We start from the raw sequence: 19,088 nt of genomic DNA, 5'->3' as shown, positions 1-19,088 counted from the left end.
CGGGAGGCCAAGAGTTGCGCGAGGTTTCGGCTCGTCGCCGAACCGGAACCGGCCGGCTCGAACGTCTGAGGGACACGCCGGGCCCGTGCTGGGCGAATCCGACACAGCGCGCGTGGCGATTGAAGTCTGTCGGTGCCTTGCCCTACGGTTTCGCGGCATGCGGATGCTGCACACCTCGGACTGGCACATCGGGCGCACGTTCCACGGGGTCGATCTGCTTGCCGACCAGGCTCGTTCACTGAGCGCCATCGCGGAGCTGGTGGCCGAGGAATCGGTCGATGTGGTGGTGCTACCGGGTGACGTGTACGACCGGTCGATCCCCAGCGCCGACGCGATCGCGGTGTGCAACCGGGGATTCGAGGCGATCCGCGCCGCCGGCGCCCAGATCGTCGCCACTTCGGGGAACCACGATTCGCCGGCCCGGCTGGGCGCGGGCGCGAGCTTCGCCGCGGCGGGTGGGCTGCATCTGCGCACCACCGTGGCCGACGCCGACCGGCCCGTGCTGCTGGAGGACGAGCACGGGCCGGTGGCGTTCTACGGCATCCCGTACCTGGAACCGGAGATCACCCGCGCCGAACTCGGAGTGCTGCAGGCACGTTCACACGCCGAGATCCTGGACGCGGCCATGGCCCTGGTGCGTGCCGACATCGCACGGCGACCGGGGGTGCGGACGGTCGTGCTGGCGCACGCCTTCGTGGTCGGCGGGGAAGCCACCGGATCGGAGCGGTCCATCTCGGTCGGCGGCGTGGAGACGGTCCCGCTGGCCGCGTTCGACGGCATCGACTATGTGGCGCTCGGCCACCTGCATTCACCGCAGACGCTCGCGGAAGCGGTCCGCTACTCCGGCTCACCGCTGCCGTATTCGTTCGGCGAGAATGCGCATCGCAAAGCGGTGTGGATCGTCGAACTGGATGCGTCCGGCCTGCATGATGTGCGCCGTCGGGACCTACCGGCGGTCCGGGGCCTGAGCAAGCTGACCGGCACCCTGGACGAGTTGCTCAGCAGCGCGGAGTACGGCGCGGCCGAGGAGCACTACGTGTCCGCCGTGCTCATCGATATCGCCCGCCCGGTCGACGCCATGCGCAAACTGCGTGCGCGGTTCCCCTATGCGGTGCACGTCGAATGGGTACGGCCCGAGGGCGGCCCGGACCTGCGCTACCGTGAGCGGGTGCACGGCCGTCGCGACATCGAAGTCGCCCACAGCTTCCTCACCGACGTCCGCGGCGCACCCAGCTCGAGCGAGATGATCTGGCTGGAGCGAGCGCTCTCCGCCGCGGTCGCCGAACCGGAGCAGGTGGCCACCGTGGCCGCCGCGGAGGAACTGACCGCATGAGCGCCTTGCCGAGGCCGAGCGCAGGCGCGACGGCATGAGGCTGCACAAGCTGGAGATGACCGCCTTCGGCCCGTTCGCCGCCACCACGGTCGTCGACTTCGACGCGCTCGGCGCCGACGGGCTGTTCCTGCTGCACGGCCAGACCGGCGCGGGCAAGACCACGGTGCTGGACGCCATCGCGTTCGCGCTCTATGGCCGGGTTCCCGGCGCACGCGGGGAGAGCAAGCGGCTGCACTCCGATCACGCACCGGAACAGACGCCACCTCAGGTGGTGTTGGAGGCGACCTTGGGCGGACGGCGACTGCGTCTGACCAGGAGCCCCGAGTTCCAGCGTCCCAAGCGGGACGGCACCGGCACGCGCACGATCACTCCGAAGGCGACGCTGACCTGGCTGGACGGCCGAGGGGAGAACCTCTCCCGCATACCGGACATCGGTGACGAGGTGCTGCGCCTGCTCGGCATGAGCGCCGACCAGTTCTTCCAGGTGGCGCTGCTGCCCCAGGGTGACTTCGCCCGATTCCTGCGCGCGGACAACGAAGATCGCGAGAAACTGCTCGAAAAACTCTTCGACACCAAGCGTTTCGGCACCGCCGAGGAGTGGCTGGCCGACAGACGCCGCGCCGCCGGAGCGGATCTGGATGCTCGTACCGATGGTATCAAGCGGCTGATCACGCAAGTGGGTATGGCTGCGGGAGTAGCGGATTCGGTCGGTACGAGCGAGTGCGTCGGGTGGTCGCAGGACCTGCTTTCCACCGCGCGCGCCGATCTGGCCACCGCCGTGGCGGAGGTCGAACGGTGCCAACAGGAGTCGGCGCGCGTCCAGGAGCGGGCCGAACAGCAGCGTCGGTTGCACGAGCTGCGTCGCCGCATGAGCGCGGCGCGCGCGCAACTGGACGACTATGCCGCGGGCGCCGCTCGGCGCGCCGCCCTGCAGGCCGAACTCGACCTCGCTCGCCGGGCCGAGCCGGTCTGCGCCGCCATCGACGAAGCACGTGCGGCGGTGCAGAACCAACGCAGGCGCGACAGCGACAAGCACACGGCGGCAACGCATCTCGCGTCCGGACTGCTGGAACCGGCGAGCGCCGAACTCGGCGGTGTGGAACTGGTCGACGGCGACCGGGTACGCGACGACGCCGATATCGACACGGCGATCCAGCGCTGGAGCGCGCAGATCGGCGCGCTGGACGAAGTGCAGACCGACGTCGCCACCGCCACCCGGCTCGGCGGTGAACTCGACGCCTTGCGCGCCGAGGACGCGGCGCTGGCCCGGCGTGTCACCGAGCTCGCCGCGCGACGCCAGGAACTGCCCGCCGCGCTCACCGCGGCCGAGACCAGGCTGCGCGAGGCCGCGGAAGCGGTCGCCGCACTGCCCGGCATCACGGCGGAGACCGAACGGTTGCAGGCCGCCGCCACAGCCGCCGTCGAGCTGGCCGCCCGGCGCACCGCGCTCGATCACGCCCGGGTCGAGTTCGAGGCCGCCCGCACCGCGCACCTCGACGCCAAAGAACTCGTGCTGGATCTGCGGGAGCGCAGGCTGAGCGGAATGGCCGCCGAACTGGCGGGCGAGCTGGTCGATGGAAGCCCCTGCGCGGTCTGCGGTTCCGCGCAGCATCCCGCACCCGCCCAGCCGACCGACGGCGCGGTATCCAAGGACGAGGAGGAGACCGCGGGGGCGGCCGAGCGCGCCGCGGAGGATGCCCGCGATCGCGCGCTGGCTCGCATCACCGGACTGGAGCGGGAGATCGAAGCGCTGGTCGCTCGCGGTGGCGATACCGACCGCGTCGAACTCGCCGCGGCCCTTCGCGCCGCGACCGACCGGTACGAGGACACCGCGCAGTTGGCCGCCGACGCCGACGGGTTGGAAGCCGAACTCACACGTCTCCGCGCCGACGAGGCGCGCCTGCACGACGATCTGCGCGCATCCGAAGCGCGCCGCAGCGCGGTCGCCGCCACGGTCGTCTCCGCCGAGAAGCGCCTCGCCGAGCTCACCGACCGGCTGCGGAGCGCGGCGGGCGCGGACCTGACCATCGACCGCCGCCGTGCCCGGCTCGCCGATCTCGTCGCCGCGGCGACCGCCCTGCGTGCTGCCCGCGCCGAAGCGGTGGCGGCGGGTGAGCAGGTGTCCCTGATCGCCGATCGGGTCGAAAACCTCGCCCGGGCCGCGGGTTTCGTGCCGGACGCCGAGTACGGCGGTCCGCTGTCGGCTCCGGGCTCCGCGACTGCCACTGCCGAGGGCGCGGCTCTGCCGGGTGCGGGTTCGGCTCAGCTCGCGGAATCCGGCGAGACAGCCGCCGCTTCGACGTCCGTCGGCGCGGAGGAACCGGCGCTTCTCGGCGCGGACGCCCGCGTCACTGAAGGAGACGATGTCGCACGCTTGACCGCCTACGCGAAAGTCGTCACCCCCGCCCGGCGTGACTCGCGGCGACAAGCCGAGATCGACGCGGAACTCGTGTCGGCCGACCGTGCCCGTGCCGCGGCGGAAGCGGTGCTTGCGGAACCGGAGATCCGAGCGGCGTCGGAGCAGCAGCCCGGCGATCCGGCCGAGCTCGACGCGCTGGTCAGGGCCGCGCAGACCGCGCTCAACGCCGCGGTGGCCGCCCATGCCGAGGCGAGCAGGCGAGCGAGCCAGCTCGAGGAACTCGGCGGCCAGCTCTGGGCCGCCGTGGACCGGATCGCCCCGGCACAGCGAGCGTTCGAGGAACTCGACGGTCTCGCCGATCTGGTCGCCGGGCGCGGTGCGAACAATCGCCGCATGTCCCTGCACTCCTACGTTCTGGCCGCCCGCCTGGAAGAAGTCGCCCAGGCTGGATCGCTGCGGCTTCGCCGAATGTCCGGCGGCCGTTACGAATTCGTCCACTCGGACAAGGCCGGCCCGCGCGGTCGCCGAGGCGGCCTCGGACTGGACATCCGCGACGACTACACCGGAGCCGTCCGCCCGGCCAAGACACTCTCCGGTGGCGAAACCTTCATGGCCTCCCTCTCGCTGGCGCTCGGCCTGGCCGACACCGTCGCCGCCGAATCCGGTGGCCTGGTGCTCGACACCCTGTTCATCGATGAGGGGTTCGGCAGCCTGGACGCCGACACCCTGGACGCCGTGATGGGCGTCCTGGACGATCTTCGTGCGGGCGGACGCGTGGTCGGCGTGGTCAGCCACGTAGACGAGATGCGCCAGCGCATCCCCAGCCGCCTGCACGTCGTGCGCGGCCGCGACGGCTCCCGCCTCCAGGCGACCATCGCCTGAGCGGCGCATCTGCCGGCGAGACGCAGGCGGTTTCCGGGCCGCCACTGCGCTGCCGGTTCCCGCAGTGCTCCAGAACATGGGCTGCGCGGGCGACTGCCTGCGCGCGGTGGTCGAGGAGGCGGGCATGAGCGCGGTGGAGTACTCGACTGTCGAGTTTTACAACCCGCCTGGGTGGTGCTCAGGACAGATGGCAGTGGCCCCTTGACTGAAGTTGCACGGCAACAGGCTCGTCGGTACGTTGGTGGACGAAAATTGGGAGGTCCCTCCGAACCCGCGTCACGGGAGGAGGGCTGACAGGGTCACCGGCTGCTCCTGTCATGTTCAGGCCAGCTAGATAGATGTAACCGACACACATCAAGATCCTGCTTAGCCGGGGCATGGACCTTGGTTCAACCAGATTGCAGTCTGGTCGAGCTGAGGCATACCCATGTCCGCACTCGGCCAGGGTGAGGACAGGATCTGAATGGACTGGGTCTCAGCCGCTTTCGGTATACCGGCTGCCGTTGTCGGCCTTGCAGCCGTTGTCGGCCGTGTCGTCATCGCTGTCTACGCGTTGAGTGGAACCGAACCAAAGGACAGACCGGCGATCATCCGCGCTTTGGGACGGATGCACAAGGATTCACGTCTGGAGCTGCCTCGAAGGCGTGAGCGGGACGGCGAACCGCCTGCGCTCGCGGGCTGAGTTGATCGACGAATGCAGCACAGTCGGAGCATAATTCGGTCCCGGCACGCGCTCCGCAGAGACCGGTCGGGGATGGACGAGCGGCTACACAAATCTGTGATCTTTAGCACATTACCCGATCGTTACTTTCCGGTGCTTGACTTTTGGGAATCGCATCAATGCTGGTAGCGGCTGTGTGAAACAGGTGTGATCCGAAATGTGATCCATCCCTTGCGAATTACTACATGTTGTATGGATTAACGGCGCAGACGCCAGGTGTAGTGTCTTCATAGTCCGGCTGAGCGGCCGGGCGGTACAGCGACACGAAGGACTTGACATGGGTCACCCCCGAATAGCGCCCCAACCGGCGGGGCGCTCCGACCGGAATTGGAATCTCAATGTCAAGTGCGACCTCCGGCGAGCAATCGCCACCTGAGAATCGGCAGAACCCTCGGAACAGCCGCAAGCGCTTCGGGAAGGGCTGCGTCACCACCGGCAACGCGCTTCGAGCCCTCGCTCCCGCGTTGTCCCTCGGACCCGATGTCGGCATTCCGTGGCCGCTCGTCGCGTCCCTCGCTGGAGCTGGCCTTATATATCTGGGCCATTGGTTGATCCGGCACAATACCTAGCTCGCTCACCCGCACGCCCCTCCCGGATTGCCTTCCGGGTGGGGCGAAGGTGTACGTGCGCCAGGTCAGGAGGAGCGCGTCCCGACGAGAGCGTGAACTCTCCTGCCGTATTCCCTTGCGAGGATGCGCTATCCGCCGAAGTGCCCTGTGCACCACGACCACCCCAAGGCAATGCTTCCACACCCTCTACGAAGTGCGCTCCCACCGTCGGAAGCGAGAGCACGCACGTAGGCGGCACATTCGGACGCTGGAACTTTCAGCAAGAGTTGGAGCAGATACCTGACCGGAAGCACCCCGACCGCGCGGACAGCGTATGTCTCGGGCGCTCTGAGCGGTGATATGAGGCATTGGATCGAGAGCAACACCCCTGCTATCGGAAGCCCGGCTGAGGGCTACAACAAAGGTGGAGGTTCACCCGGCCCGTTCACAAACCTGAAGCGCCGCAGTAGCAGCGCCGTTCGCACCACATATTGTGCCCTCTTTTCTGTCAGACACTAGCTGTAGTGTGATGTCGACTGAAGCTACATCCCAGCCGGGGACGGTTCCAGACACCATTGGCTAACGCTGAAACGTGAGCATCAAGTCAGCAATGGCCGGAGCAAACCCTTCTCCGGAGGGGTAAGAGTGGGCGACCCTGCCCGTGCGTTCAGCGAAAGGACTAGCGATGCACTACTACGCGCTGCACTCCCCCGTACGAGCAGAGTGCTTGTGCTGCAAGCTTGAACAGGCGTTCGTCTTCAAATCCAACAGTGACATCGTGGTATGCGCCGGTTGCTCCCGACATCAGGGTGACGGTCTCCAGAAGGCCAAACTTCGCGATGCTGACCACATCGCCATGTGGTCGAGCGGATTCCAGCTTGCGCTAGAGGAACACGCCGAGGAGGTGGGGCAGTTGCAGCAGCGAATCGAAGCGCTCAACGAGGTGCTTCGGAAAGAGCGTCAACTGGTCAGTGACCTACGGTTCACGCTGAAAAGCGAGCTGAACCAGCGTGCTGAGTCAGTGCAGAAGTGGATAGATGACGAGCGGGTCGCAGAGGCGCTGGCGCAGCGAGACTCTGCCTACCGGTCGCGAGATCGCGCTATGGCTCACCTGTGGACGCTCGATCAACTGCACCACGACCGCGACCGGAGCGGAGAACGCTGCTCCTGCGGCAAGTCGGTGCGGGCGTGCCAGGAGTGGCAAGCGCTTGACCCGATCGCGGGCACCCTCTACCAGTGGGAACGGAAGCAAGAAGAGCGCCGAGATATGGGACTCCCACATGCCTTGCCGGACGGAACCAATGACTTTCTGTGGGGTCTTCGTCGAGCCCGCTGATGACGCTCTGGCCTCGATTCGGACGAGCCCAACCAACCAATAACCCGTACAGGATCGGACGGCCGCATTACGTACCGATCCCGAGGCCGGGGGCAGGGGTATACCCCTGGGGGAGTGCTCGGCTGCTACCACGCAGCCGTGACGGTCCAGCAGACCCAGTCCTAGCTGGGTCCAGTCCTAAATTCCTTGTGCCGCAACACAGAGCATCCGAGTACGCTCGTCCGAGCAGCAGTAGCCTGCACACGGGAGGAGAGTGCAAGTGAGGGTCAATCGAGACCACGACGGACGCGATCTGGAGGTGGGTGACCCCGTCACCCTCTACTACGGGGGGATCGCCAACAAGACGTACGACGGGCAGAACTCGCGCGGCAACGTGACGGGGTTCGGGAGCGTCAATGTGCAGGTCCGGCTCACCCACAGTCGGAGCGCGGATCTAATCGGCAAGGTTGTCCCCGTGCCGGGGTCGAATCTCAAGTACGGCCACGTCGGGTATGTGAGGGCGGCAGATCAGTTGGCCGAACTTCAGCGTGAGTACGACGCCGCAATCCAGAAGGGGAAGCAGGAGCGGGCCGAATCCGCCCTCTTCGAGGTGATCAAGCTCGCGACCGAGCGGCAGATCATTACCCAAGAGCAGGGTCGTGCGCTCTGGGTGCTACAGAACGACATCCCACAGCAGGGTTCTTGACCCCCGCATTCCGAAAGGCGGAGCATGGCTAACAACTACGGCGAATGGGTGAAGGAACCCCGTACCGAGCACTGCCCAGATTGTGGCGTCACCGTCGACACGATGCCCGTCAGGCAGACCCGATCCTCTAGCTTCGCGCGGGCTGGTGTGCCCTTCGCGAACGCGCCGGACGCGATCACATCGGCCATATCGACCAGCTCAGCGTCAATCGCCTCCACTTCGGCCGCATGGTCCTCCCCGGCATCCCATTCGCGGTCCTGACGCTCGGAGTCCCCCAACAGTGACAGCACAGCCGCCGTCACGGTGTTGTCGGCGTCATCGATGGTCATCGTCAGATTCTCGCAACGATCCTTGTACTGGGCGGAAGCACACCGGTACCGCGCCGCCGACCCTTGCCGCCTTTCAGCCGGTACGCGGGACGGCCGCACACCGCACAGTGAATAACCCTCAGCAGTAGCCCACTGGACCGCTTCGTCGGCTCTTTGCGGTTCTCTCGGCTCTTCAGCTCCACCTGGAGCCGATCGAACTCCACTCGGGAGAGGACCGGCTCAGCCCGTACCACCGGACTGCCGTCCTCGGCACGTACGACTGTTTCCGGGCCGAACACCTTCTTGCCCTTGCTATCACGCACAGGTTGACTGTTCGCCCCGATCACCGGCTCACGGGTCACCACATGTCCCAGCAGCGTAGGAGAAGACAGAGACCGCTTCAGCGGTCCGGAATGCCATTCGTAGCCCTTGACCTCTCGGCCCTGGGTCTGAGCGAACCGATCCTTCGGCGTCAGGATCTTCCGCTCGGTCATGCGGTGCGCTATCTGTCGCAGTGGTTCCCCAGCCATAACCCGCTCTGCAACCGAGCGGATCACCTTCACCTGCACCTGGTCTTGGACCAGCCTCCACTCTCCGTCTTCGTCCTTCTCTGGAAGGTACCCCCCAGGGAGGCACACCGCCCCGCCACTTACCAGCGGTGAAGTTGTGCCGGAACGCATTCGAGTTCCGCTCGCTGATCGCGTCTAGCTCCAACTCGGCCACGGTGGCGATAAGCGCCACGATCGCACGACCGAACTTGTCCGCAAGGTCAAAGTGCTTCTCACTGGCAGAGACCAACACGACGTTGTTGCCTTCGGCCCACTCGATCACCTTCCACAGGTGCGGAACACTCCGCACTAGCCGATCCAGCCGGTAGAACACGATCACGTCGAACTGGCACGGTGCCCGGTTCTCAGGTCCAGGCGAAGCCAGCGGATCGAAGTCACGAGCAAGCCATCGGCCCAACTGGGGCCGATCGAACGGCGAAGTTGCCCCGGCTGATACGTCCAAGTCTTCAGCCACCCCCACCACCTCATACCCACGATCAGCGCAGAGCTTCGCGCACTCGGTGAGCTGCCGCTCTGGGCTGGTGCTCTCGTCCGTCAATCTGGACAAACGAACTACTATCAACGCCCGAAGGGGCGTTACCTGCGAACTCATGGATGTAAAGTTAAACGATTGAGTACGCGATCGGCACCATGACGGCGGCGTCCTCACCGTTCGTGGTCGAGCAGCCAGCGTTTCACCGGCAACCCCCAGCGGAAGCCGCCGAGGGCGCCGCCGATACGCAGGATCCGGTGGCACGGCACGAAGAGGGCGGCTGCGTTGCGGGCGCAAGCGTTGGCTGCGGCGCGGGTGGCGTCGGGACGGCCGGCGCGGGCGGCGAATTCGGTGTAGGTGAGTGGGCCGCCCGCCGGGACGGCGCGGAGTACTTCCCAGGCGTGCACGAGGAATTCCCCGGACTGCTGACGAACGGGGATCGGGTCGATCGCGGTGAGATCCCCTGCGTGGTAGGCGGTCACGGCGCCGGTCACCTCGCCCAGCGAATCTCGCTGCCGCAATCGGCCGGGCCGCAGGGTGGGATGGACCAGGCCGCGCAGGTTCTCCGCGTCGGAGGTCCAACCGGAGGCCAGTACTGCGCCGTCGGAGTCGACCAGCGTGGTGAACGGGCCGATGGGTGTCTCGGTAACGGCGAAATCCGCTGCGGCGGTCGAGGTGCCGCCGAGGTCGGTACGGACGGCGATGCTGGCGTTCATGGTTCGACACTGCCTTTCGTGGTGGCGAGAGCGGGGACATCGGAAGGTGTGGCGCGGCCGGTCAGTGCTGTTTTCCACAAGTGCATGGACAAGTACGACCGCCACGGCGCCCAGCGGGCGGTATCCGTCAGGTCGATGCCGAGCAGGCTCGCGCCGCGGCGGACGACCAGGTCGGTGCCGAGCAGGACATCCGGATCGGCGAGCAGGCGCATGGTCACGTAGTCGGCCGTCCACGGCCCGACGCCGTCCAGTGCGAGCAGGTCGCGACGTAGGTCGGCGGAGGTGCGCCCCTGGTGCAGCGCCAGCTCGCCGGAGGCGAGCGCTTCAGCGGCCGCGATGATGGAACGGACGCGCCGCGCCGGTCCGGTCAATACCTCGGCGCCACGTTCGGCGATCAGCTCCGGCGTCGGGAACAGCAGCGGAATCGGCCCGTCCACCCGTTCGCCGAGCGCCTCGACCAGGCGCGCGGTGTGCGTCGCCGCGGCGGACACCGAGATCTGCTGCCCGATCATGGTGCGCAACAACAGTTCGGCGCCGTCCACGCATCCGGGCACGCGGATGCCAGGCGCGAGCGACGGGGCCTCCACCTCGAGCGGGTCCATCTTGGGCAACCCTTCGCTCTCGGGCGGCGACCCCGCGTCCGCGTCCGGCGGATAGTCGGCGAGCTGCTCCGGCGGCCGTTTCGAGGAACCACCGCGCGCCGTGGGCACGACACCGAGTGCTTCGTCGATTCCGACCGGGTCGGCATCCAGGTCGAGCAGGTGCCGCAGCCTCGTCACGGTCGGCGCGAGGTCGCGCATGTCGTGCAGGGACAGATCCGCCCGTACATGGTCGCGCTGGAAGCTCAGCCGCGCGGTGGCGTGCCCGTGCGGCGTGCGCAGGTTTCTGCTGTAGGTGCGGTTCTCCCACAGTTCCATGCCCGGCGCCACGTGCGCGGACAGGAACCATTCCAACCAGGCTCGGTCGAGCGGCTCCCGGTAGGGCAGCCGAAGCGTGAGTGATCCGCTGCCGGACGGCGCGGAGCGCGCGGGCGCGCCGGTCTTCGCGCGCTGCGCTTCGAGCCGCATGATGGTGGGGCTGACCGCGAACACCTCGCGCACCGTGTCGTTGAACTGGCGGATCGAGGCGAAACCCGCCGCGAACGCGATCTCGGACATGGGCATCGCCGTCGTCTGGATCAGCAGTCGCGCCGTGTGCGCCCGGTGTGCCCTGGCCAGCGCCAGCGGCCCCGCGCCGAGTTCGGTGGTCAGCACTCTGGTGAGCTGCCGCTGGGAATAGCCGAGCGTGGCGGCCAGACCGGGTACGCCGGCCCGCTCGACCACGCCGTCACCGATCAGCCGCATCGCGCGCGCGGCCAGGTCTGCTCTCGTGTTCCACAGCGGCGAGCCGGGCGCCGCGTCCGGCAGGCAGCGACGGCAGGCGCGGTAGCCCGCCTGTTGTGCCGCGGCGGCGGTCGGCAGGAACGACACGTTGGCCCGCTTCGGCGTGATCGCCGGACACGAAGGGCGGCAATAGATTCCGGTGGTCCGCACCGCCGTGAAGAATTGCCCGTCGAATCGCGAGTCCCGGGTCGACACCGCGCGGTAGCAACGTTCGAAATCCAATGCCGTGATCGTCACGCACACCACAATGGCAGCTGTCGCTAACCCGTGCTAGCGGAAATCGGTCACCATCGCCGGTGGTGGTCCCGACCTCGCACGACTGCCATGACATCGCACGACGGTTGCCCGGTCAGCACTCGTGGGAACTACCGAACCGGTGTGTGGCGACGCGCGCAGAGATTGTTATCCGGTCAACAGCACCGGTTGGCCGGATTGCGATCCGCCTCGGCATGCCGCTGCCGCCAGTACTCCCGCTCGGTGGGCACGGCGCGATCCGGATGCCTGCGCCGCAAGTGCTCCACGTAGCGCCGGTAGTCCTGTCCGCCCAGGATCGAGTCGAAATACCAGACGCCCGCCCGTACCGCGTGGCCGCAGACGCGGGCCGCGGCGCGCAGCCGGGCGCCGACCGGTCGCGCGGACCGATCGGCACCCTGCTCCGTGCAGTCGTTCATTGCGCGTGCGCGTGGGCCGCGCCCGATGCGCGCACCTTCCCGGCCGCGATCAACTCGTCCCACTGCTGCTGGACTTCCTTCTCCGCCGCGGTCGCGATGAACCCGCTGGGCGCGAAGATCTTCGACGGCTGTTGCGGCGTCTCGGTGGTCGTCGTCGCATCAGAGCGCCGGGCACGGAAGGCCACCAGTGCGCCGACCACCGCCACGATCAGCACCAGCACCGCGAACACGATCGACAACGTGCCCTGGATGAAGGTGTTGCGCACGATCGCGTTCATATCGTCCTGCGTCTTCGCCGTCAGGCACAGCTTCCCGGCTTCCTGCGCGGCTTGGCAGATACTGTGCTGCTTCCAGTAGCCGAGCTTCGGATCGGCGGAGAAGATCTTCTGCCAGGACGCCGTCATGGTCACCAGGAGGTCCCAGACCAGCGGAATCGCCGGAATCCAGGCCCATTTCGCGAGGCCCTTCTTCACCACGATCACCAGCACCACGGTCAACGCGATGGCCGCGAGCAGCTGGTTGGCGATGCCGAACAGCGGGAACAGCGTGTTGATGCCGCCCAGCGGATCGGTGACGCCCATCAGCAGGATCGAGCCCCACGCGCCGACCACGACGGCCGAGCACAGCCACGCGCCGACCCGCCAGGACGGATCACGGAACTTCTTCGCCGCACCGCCGAAGTTGCCCAGCGCGTCGGAGAGCATGAACCTGGCCACCCGGGTGCCCGCGTCGATCGTGGTGAGGATGAACAGCGCCTCGAACATGATCGCGAAGTGGTACCAGAACGACTTCATGCTCGCGCCGCCCAGGAACTGGTGGAACACCTCGGAGATGCCGACCGCCAGCGTCGGCGCGCCGCCCGTGCGGGAGATGATCGATGATTCGCCGACATCGCTCGCGGCCTGGCTCAGCTCCGCGGGAGTGATCGCGGGCCCGCTGAGCCCGAGGCTGTTGGTGTAGGCCGCGGCCTTCTCCGCCGTGCCGCCGGTGAGACCGAGCGGCGCGTTCATCGCGAAGTACAGGTGCTGGTCGATGATCGAGGCGGTGATGATCGCCATGACCGCGACGAACGACTCCATCAGCATGCCGCCGTAGCCGATCATCCGCGCGTGCGATTCCTTCTCCAGCAGCTTCGGCGTGGTGCCGGAGGAGACCAGCGCGTGGAAGCCGCTGAGCGCGCCGCAGGCGATGGTGATGAACAGGAACGGGAACAGCGAGCCCGCGAAGGCCGGTCCGGTGCCGCTGGCCGCGAAGGACGAGACAGCGGGCGCGTGCAGTACCGGCAGCGTGACCAGGATGCCGACCGCGAGCAACACGATGGTGCCCACCTTCATGAACGTCGACAGGTAGTCGCGGGGAGCCAGCAGCAGCCACACCGGAAGCACCGAGGCGACGAAGCCGTAGGCGATCAGCAGCCACGAGATGGTCACCGGCGAGAGCGTGAACCAGTCCGCGCCCCAGTCGGTTTCCGACACCCAGCCGCCGCCGACGATGGCGAGCAGCAGCATGGCGAATCCGAGCACGGAGACCTCGCCGACCTTGCCGGGCCGCAGGAATCGCAGGTACACACCCATGAACAGTGCGATCGGAATGGTCATGCCGATCGAGAACACGCCCCACGGGCTGTGCGCGAGCGCGTTGACGACCACCAGCGCGAGCACCGCGAGCAGGATCATCATGATCACCAGGACGCCCACGATGGCCGACCAGCCGCCGATCACGCCCAGCTCGTCGCGGGCCATCTGCCCCAGGCTGCGGCCGCGCCGCTTCATCGAGACCCACAGCACCAGGTAGTCCTGCACGGCGCCGGCCAGCACCACGCCGACCACGATCCAGATGGTCCCCGGCAGGTAGCCCATCTGCGCGGCCAGCACCGGACCGACCAGCGGGCCCGCGCCGGCGATGGCGGCGAAGTGGTGCCCGAAGAGCACTCGCCGGTCCATCGGCATGTAGTCCTTGCCGTTCTCCAGGATTTCGGCGGGGGTGGCCAGGTCATCGCGTGGTTTGACGATCTTGCGTTCGATGAACCGGGCGTAGAACCGGTACGCGATCACGTAGGTGCACACCGCCGCGATCACGATCCAGACCGCGTTCACCGATTCACCGCGTGCGATGGCGAGTACTGCCCAGGCTATGGCGCCGAGTACGGCGATCCCGGCGAAGATCAGTTTTTTCGCCGGCGTGATCGGGGACTTGTCGACCACGCCGACGGGCGGAAGATCGGGATCGGTCCGCAGATATTCGATTGTCGCCATCTGCCTACTCTCCTGTAAAACGCGCAGGATCTACTCAAACACGTGACAACGTATCCGATCGGTGGGCGCCGTCGTGCCGATTCCGGACGCTGGACGGGCACCGTGAAATATTGTTCATGTCTCGGCCGTCGCCACGTGATTGCCGGATGTATGCTGCCATGCGGTTCGAGGAGCTCGACATCCGCCCCGGAGGAGGGCTGTGTTGCGTGCGAATCCCATCGCCCGGGTCCGTCGCCGGACGCTGCTCGGGTCGGCGCTGGCCGCGCCGCTGCTGGCGAGCGGCGGCTGCGGCTCCGATGACGACGCGCTGACGTTCTTCTTCCAGGCCAGGCCGGAAGAGGCCCGAGCCCGGCTGAAGATCATCGACGAATTCCGGAAGCTGCGTCCCGACATCGAAATTCGGACGATCATGTCGGGGCCGGACCCGCTGCAACAGATGCTCACCTACTGCGCGGGCGGCAAATGCCCGGACGTGCTGATGGCGTGGGAGCTGACCTATTCGGGGTTGGCGGCGCGCGGCGTGTTGCTCGATCTGAACACTCTGCTCGACCGCGATCCGCAATACGCCGCCCAGCTTCGCGCCGACAGCTATCCGGCGCTGTACGACACCTTCAGCTACACGGGTGGGCAGTACGCCCTGCCCGAGCAGTGGTCCGGCGTGTTCTTGTACTACAACCGGGCGTTGTTCGGCGAAGCCGGGATCACTCCGCCGGCTCGCTGGCGCGACGCCTGGTCGTTCGACGAGTTCCTGGCCGCTGCCCAGGCGTTGACCAGGCACGACTCGTCTCGAACCCGGTGGGGCTTCGCCGACGCCTGGGTGCCGTACTTCTCGGCGGCCTGTTTCGGCATGAACAACGGCGCCGAATGGTTCTCGCCCTCGGTGAACCCCACCAGGACCAACCTCGGCGATCCGCGGTTCGCGGAAGGATTCCAGTTCTACGCCGATCTCGCGATACGCCACCGGGTGGCGCCGAAAGCCGCCGACACGCTCTCCGTCTCGGCCCCCGACCTGTTCCGGCAGGGCCGGGCGGCGATGACGCTGGGCGGGCACTGGCTGTATTCCGAATTCGCCGGGCACGACGATCTCCCGATCGACGTCACGGTGCTACCGGTCGGCCCACACGGCGGTCCCGGGGCCGTCACCGACGTCGGCAGTACTGGGCTGGCCATCGCCGCGAGCAGCCCGCGCGTCGAACAGGCCTGGGAATTCGTCAAATTCGCGACCGGGCCGGTGGGGCAGGCGATCATCGCCGGGTCCGGGCTGTTCGTTCCGGTGCTCGGGTCCGCGATGAACTCGCCGGGGTTCGCCGCCGCCCACCGGGAGATCCGCAATCTCGCGGTGTTCACCGCCGGTCCGGCCAATTCCCGCCCGCTGCCGGTCACCCCGGCCTGGGGGAAGGTATCCGCCTTGCTCGAACGCGGCTGCGACCGAGTGCTGCGCGGCGCCGCGAGCGCCGCCTCCTTGAACGGTCGTTTCGCCTCCGACGTCGACGCGCTGCTGAAGACGCCATGACGGGAGCACAGCGATCGCAGACATCGGGCACAACGCGGGTCGCGTCCCGATTGGCGCGCCGGCGCGAGCGGGCCGGTTGGGTGTTCGTCGCGCCGAACGTGGCGGCCGTCGCGGTCTTCCTGTTATTTCCATTGGGTTTTTCGCTCTATCTGAGTTTTCATTCGTGGGACCTGTTCAGCCCCATGCGATTTGTCGGTGTGGACAACTATCGGCGGCTGCTCACCGCGGATCCGTTGTTTCTCATCGCCATTCGCAACACGGCCGTTTTCACACTGCTGACCGTGCTGCCCACGGTGGTGATCGGTCTCGCCGTCGCCGCCGCGCTGAATCGCAGCCTGGCCGGTATCGGCGTATTTCGCACCATCGCTTTTCTCCCTTTGGTCGCCTCGGCGGTCGCCATGGCGGTGGTGTGGCGGTTCCTGTTCACCGACGACGGGTTGTTGAACGTCGCGCTCGGCTGGATCGGCATCGGTGCGGTGCCCTGGCTGACCGACCCGGACTGGGCGCTGGTATCGCTGAGCATCGTCACCGTGTGGAAGAGCGTGCCGTTCGCGACGGTCATCCTGCTCGCCGCCATGCAGGGTGTGCCGGAGACGCTCTACGAGGCCGCGAAGATCGACGGAGCCGGTGCGCTGCGGCGATTCTCCGCGATCACCGTGCCGCTGATCCGCGGGCCGCTGTCGTTCGTCTTCATCATCACGATCATCAATTCGGTGCAGGCCTTCGACCAGGCATACGCGCTGACCGGCGGTAACGGGGGACCGGAGACGGGTACCTACCTGCTGGGGATCATGCTGTTCCAGAACGCGTTCGGCTTCTACGAGGTGGGTTACGCCTCTGCGATCGCCTGGCTGATCTTCGCGATCCTGTTCCTGCTGACCCTGGTGCAACTACGGATGGCCCGGCGGTCGGAGGTGGAGCGGTGAACACCTGCGAGGTGGTGCGCCGCGCGCTGCCGGTCCGGCGCGACCGCGTGGTCGGCCGCGTCGACCGGGCAATCGTGCGGCGAGTGGTGCGCGGCACCGCGATCTACGCGGTGCTGGCCGGCGTCGCGTGGTGTGCCTTGTTGCCGATCCTGTGGGCGGTGTCCGGCTCGCTGAAGCGCGACGGCGAGATCGCCGACGTGGCCCTCCTCCCGCGGCGGCCGCAGTGGTCGAACTACGGGAAGGTCTTCGATCTGCTGCCGATGGGGCGGATGCTGCTCAACACCACGATCTACGCCCTATGTGTCACCGCGGGGCAGGTCTTCTTCTGCTCACTGGCCGGTTACGCGTTCGCGCGCTTGCGCTTTCGCGGGCGCGACATGCTGTTCCTCGCCTACCTCGCGACTCTGATGGTGCCCTTGACCGTGACAGTGATCCCGCAGTTCCTGCTGATGCGTGCGTTCGGCTGGGTGGACACCCCGTGGGCGATGATCGTGCCCGGCTTGTTCGGCAGCGCGTTCGGCACGTATCTGATGCGGCAGTTCTTCCGCACGCTGCCCGAGGAACTCGAGGAGGCCGCCATCCTCGACGGCTGTTCCACCTGGCAGGTCTACTGGCGGGTCCTGCTGCCGCACACCCGTCCGGCTCTGCTGGTGCTCGCCGTACTCACCTGGATCACCGTGTGGAACGACTTCCTCTGGCCGCTGGTCATGATCCAGCGCGACGACGTCGCCACGGCGACACTGGGTCTGGTCCGGCTGCAAGGCCAGTACTACACCCAGTGGCCGATCCTCATGGCCGCGGCGGTCGTCATCCTGCTCCCACTGCTGCTGATCTACGCGATAGCTCAGCGTGCGTTCATCCGCGGTATCGCGATGTCGGGATTCGGCGGGCGGTGAGTTGGGGGCGGCTTCGCTTCATCGGCGCGGTACCGCGGCCGGGCGATTGTCGCCGGGCCGCGGTTGCGCTCTGGGAAGGGTTTGCCGCCGGGCCGATCAGGCGCCCCAGTAGGTGCCGAAGCTCCAGAGGTTGCCCTCCGGGTCGCGGACCGTGAAGCCGCGTGAGCCGTAGTCCTCGTCGCGCAGGTCACGGACCACTTCGGCGCCCGCGGCGGTGGCGCGGGCGAACAGCGCGTCGGGCTCCTCGCAGACGAGATAGACCGAGTCGGTGCCGGTCGGACGGGTGCTGAACGGGCTGTCGTCCTTGCCCGCCGAGCCGAACATGACACCGCCGCCCAACGGCCAGCGCAGTTCCGCGTGCTCGACGATCGACGGGTCGTCCTCGCGGGTGTAGAGCGCGGCCTCCCGGAAGCCGAACGCCTCGACCAGGAAGGCGGCCATCGCGCGGGCATCGCGGAAGGTGAGCGTGGGCCAGACAGCGGTGCGGGTGCTGGTTTCTGTCGGATTCGTCATGCGTTCATCGTCATCCGGCGGACTCGTCCGGGACTTGGACGGATGGAACCTCCTCGGCCAGCCACGTGGTCGGGCTGGTCCCGGCGAGGTCGGCGAAGTCGCGATCCAGATGGGCCTGGTCGTAATACCCGCAGGTGGCGGCCACCTGGGCGATGGTGACGTAGGACGGTGTGTGCGCGAGCATCCGGCGGGCCCGTTCGAAACGGGTGATCCGGGCCGCGAGCTTCGGGCTCAGGCCGAATTCCCGAGTGAACCGGCGCGTCAGGTGCTGCCTGCTCCACCCGATTTCCGCGGCCAGCGGGCCGACCGCGATTGCGCCGCCGGAACCGACCACCGCGCGCCACGCCCAGGTGAGTTCGGGACCGACCGCGCGATCCGGATCGGCCAGCGCCGAGAGCACCCGATCGCACACGCCGAAACGCTCCGGCCAACTCGGCGCGTACTGCAACCGCTCCCACAGCTCCGCTCCGACGGGGCCGACGACGTCGGCGAATTCGACCGATGTGTCCCACAGTGCCGCCGCCGGCATGCCGAACAGGGTGCGGCAACCGAGCGGCGTGAGCGACACGGCCACGCCTTCCTGATGACCGCCGTGCGCGATCAGTGCCGTGCTCGCTTGCAGGCCGCTCAGCACGCACCGGTAGTTCTGCGGCGACTGGCGCGGGTCGGTCTGCTCGACGACGTCGATCGTGGGTCCGATCGCGACGATGAAAGTCATGTGCCGCGACGGCAATCCCCGATGGATTCCCGCCGGGAATCCGGACATGCGATAACCGACGTACCGGTCGATGAACGCGGCGAGCGCGGATGCCGGACGCGCTGTCACCACCTCGGAGGTCGGCTCCATGCGGTCACGCTACGCCGGAGGACCGACAGGTGGCCTCGAGTAGCGTCCGGCGCGAGTCCCGGCGGGTTCGGGCGTCGGATGAACGCTTCGGCCCGTGTTCGAGCGGTCGCGGGCCGAACCGATCGGGCGGCTCTCCGCCGGTTCCGAGCAGCGGTG

The 19,088-nt window shown here is 67.5% G+C and carries 15 protein-coding genes and 1 pseudogene; 7 read left to right on the top strand and 9 right to left on the bottom strand.

Annotation, left to right across the window (positions count from 1 at the left end):
- The first annotated feature begins 157 nt into the window (after positions 1–157).
- From ACT89H_RS10800 to ACT89H_RS10785, 4 genes are all read left to right on the top strand, one after another.
- Positions 158–1,333, top strand: coding sequence for a metallophosphoesterase family protein (locus ACT89H_RS10800; protein ID WP_445108419.1), 1,176 nt, complete (start codon positions 158–160; stop codon positions 1,331–1,333).
- Positions 1,334–1,367: 34 nt separating this feature from the next.
- The gene (locus ACT89H_RS10795) at positions 1,368–4,574 is read left to right on the top strand and encodes an AAA family ATPase (protein WP_445108418.1); all 3,207 of its coding nucleotides are present in this window, start codon (positions 1,368–1,370) and stop codon (positions 4,572–4,574) included.
- A 1,954-nt stretch (positions 4,575–6,528) separates the two neighbouring features.
- Positions 6,529–7,179 (top strand): hypothetical protein, encoded by a 651-nt coding sequence (locus ACT89H_RS10790; protein ID WP_445108417.1) that lies wholly within the window; start codon positions 6,529–6,531, stop codon positions 7,177–7,179.
- A gap of 259 nt (positions 7,180–7,438) precedes the next feature.
- The gene (locus tag ACT89H_RS10785; protein WP_445108416.1) at positions 7,439–7,864 is read left to right on the top strand and encodes a hypothetical protein; all 426 of its coding nucleotides are present in this window, start codon (positions 7,439–7,441) and stop codon (positions 7,862–7,864) included.
- 35 nt (positions 7,865–7,899) lie between these two features.
- Here ACT89H_RS10785 and ACT89H_RS10780 read toward each other — a convergent pair whose 3' ends face one another.
- The 7 genes and pseudogenes from ACT89H_RS10780 to ACT89H_RS10750 all read right to left on the bottom strand — a co-directional run bounded on the left by ACT89H_RS10780 (position 7,900) and on the right by ACT89H_RS10750 (position 14,237).
- Positions 7,900–8,193, bottom strand: a complete 294-nt coding sequence (locus ACT89H_RS10780) for a hypothetical protein (RefSeq protein WP_445108415.1) — start codon at positions 8,191–8,193, stop codon at positions 7,900–7,902.
- 2 nt (positions 8,194–8,195) lie between these two features.
- Complete coding sequence (locus tag ACT89H_RS10775; RefSeq protein WP_445108414.1) at positions 8,196–8,852, bottom strand: recombinase family protein; 657 nt, start codon at positions 8,850–8,852, stop codon at positions 8,196–8,198.
- Positions 8,830–9,333: pseudogene (locus ACT89H_RS10770) on the bottom strand (recombinase family protein); the annotation flags it as partial. The pseudogene ACT89H_RS10770 and the gene ACT89H_RS10775, both read right to left, overlap by 23 nt.
- Positions 9,334–9,386: 53 nt before the next feature.
- Positions 9,387–9,929, bottom strand: coding sequence for a methylated-DNA--[protein]-cysteine S-methyltransferase (locus tag ACT89H_RS10765; protein ID WP_445108413.1), 543 nt, complete (start codon positions 9,927–9,929; stop codon positions 9,387–9,389).
- Positions 9,926–11,557 (bottom strand): DNA-3-methyladenine glycosylase 2 family protein, encoded by a 1,632-nt coding sequence (locus ACT89H_RS10760; RefSeq protein ID WP_445108412.1) that lies wholly within the window; start codon positions 11,555–11,557, stop codon positions 9,926–9,928. Before ACT89H_RS10760 ends, ACT89H_RS10765 begins: the two co-directional genes overlap by 4 nt.
- 164 nt (positions 11,558–11,721) lie before the next feature.
- The gene (locus ACT89H_RS10755) at positions 11,722–11,925 is read right to left on the bottom strand and encodes a YbdD/YjiX family protein (RefSeq protein ID WP_445108884.1); all 204 of its coding nucleotides are present in this window, start codon (positions 11,923–11,925) and stop codon (positions 11,722–11,724) included.
- Positions 11,926–11,978: 53 nt separating this feature from the next.
- Complete coding sequence (locus ACT89H_RS10750; RefSeq protein ID WP_445108411.1) at positions 11,979–14,237, bottom strand: carbon starvation CstA family protein; 2,259 nt, start codon at positions 14,235–14,237, stop codon at positions 11,979–11,981.
- Between the two features lie 202 nt (positions 14,238–14,439).
- Here ACT89H_RS10750 and ACT89H_RS10745 point away from each other — a divergent pair, with 202 nt between their 5' ends.
- From ACT89H_RS10745 to ACT89H_RS10735, 3 genes are read left to right on the top strand one after another with little or no spacing between them, the layout of a single operon-like run.
- A complete protein-coding gene (locus tag ACT89H_RS10745) occupies positions 14,440–15,750 on the top strand; it encodes an ABC transporter substrate-binding protein (protein ID WP_445108410.1) in 1,311 nt (436 codons plus the stop codon).
- Between the two features lie 50 nt (positions 15,751–15,800).
- Positions 15,801–16,676: a carbohydrate ABC transporter permease gene (locus ACT89H_RS10740; RefSeq protein WP_445108883.1), complete on the top strand. Its 876-nt coding sequence runs from the start codon at positions 15,801–15,803 to the stop codon at positions 16,674–16,676.
- Positions 16,677–16,723: 47 nt separating this feature from the next.
- Positions 16,724–17,572, top strand: a complete 849-nt coding sequence (locus ACT89H_RS10735; RefSeq protein ID WP_445108882.1) for a carbohydrate ABC transporter permease — start codon at positions 16,724–16,726, stop codon at positions 17,570–17,572.
- A 96-nt stretch (positions 17,573–17,668) separates the two neighbouring features.
- Here the strand turns inward: ACT89H_RS10735 and ACT89H_RS10730 are convergent, their stop codons facing one another.
- Positions 17,669–18,085: a VOC family protein gene (locus ACT89H_RS10730; protein WP_445108409.1), complete on the bottom strand. Its 417-nt coding sequence runs from the start codon at positions 18,083–18,085 to the stop codon at positions 17,669–17,671.
- 10 nt (positions 18,086–18,095) lie between these two features.
- Entirely contained in the window at positions 18,096–18,932 is an 837-nt protein-coding gene (locus ACT89H_RS10725) for a helix-turn-helix domain-containing protein (protein WP_445108408.1), read from the bottom strand.
- Between the last annotated feature and the right edge of the window lie 156 nt (positions 18,933–19,088).

It is taken from the genome of Nocardia aegles, from assembly GCF_052545135.1.
This window is presented reverse-complemented; position numbering and strand designations above follow the sequence as displayed.

Excerpts from the sequence above, each read along its gene's own strand:
- ACT89H_RS10800 (WP_445108419.1), top strand. The coding sequence starts at position 158 with ATGCGGATGCTGCACACCTCGGACTGGCACATCGGGCGCACGTTCCAC.
- ACT89H_RS10795 (WP_445108418.1), top strand. The coding sequence starts at position 1,368 with ATGAGGCTGCACAAGCTGGAGATGACCGCCTTCGGCCCGTTCGCCGCC.
- ACT89H_RS10790 (WP_445108417.1), top strand. The coding sequence starts at position 6,529 with ATGCACTACTACGCGCTGCACTCCCCCGTACGAGCAGAGTGCTTGTGC.
- ACT89H_RS10780 (WP_445108415.1), bottom strand. The coding sequence starts at position 8,193 with ATGACCATCGATGACGCCGACAACACCGTGACGGCGGCTGTGCTGTCA.
- ACT89H_RS10775 (WP_445108414.1), bottom strand. The coding sequence starts at position 8,852 with ATGCGTTCCGGCACAACTTCACCGCTGGTAAGTGGCGGGGCGGTGTGC.
- ACT89H_RS10765 (WP_445108413.1), bottom strand. The coding sequence starts at position 9,929 with ATGAACGCCAGCATCGCCGTCCGTACCGACCTCGGCGGCACCTCGACC.
- ACT89H_RS10750 (WP_445108411.1), bottom strand. The coding sequence starts at position 14,237 with ATGGCGACAATCGAATATCTGCGGACCGATCCCGATCTTCCGCCCGTC.
- ACT89H_RS10730 (WP_445108409.1), bottom strand. The coding sequence starts at position 18,085 with ATGACGAATCCGACAGAAACCAGCACCCGCACCGCTGTCTGGCCCACG.
- ACT89H_RS10725 (WP_445108408.1), bottom strand. The coding sequence starts at position 18,932 with ATGGAGCCGACCTCCGAGGTGGTGACAGCGCGTCCGGCATCCGCGCTC.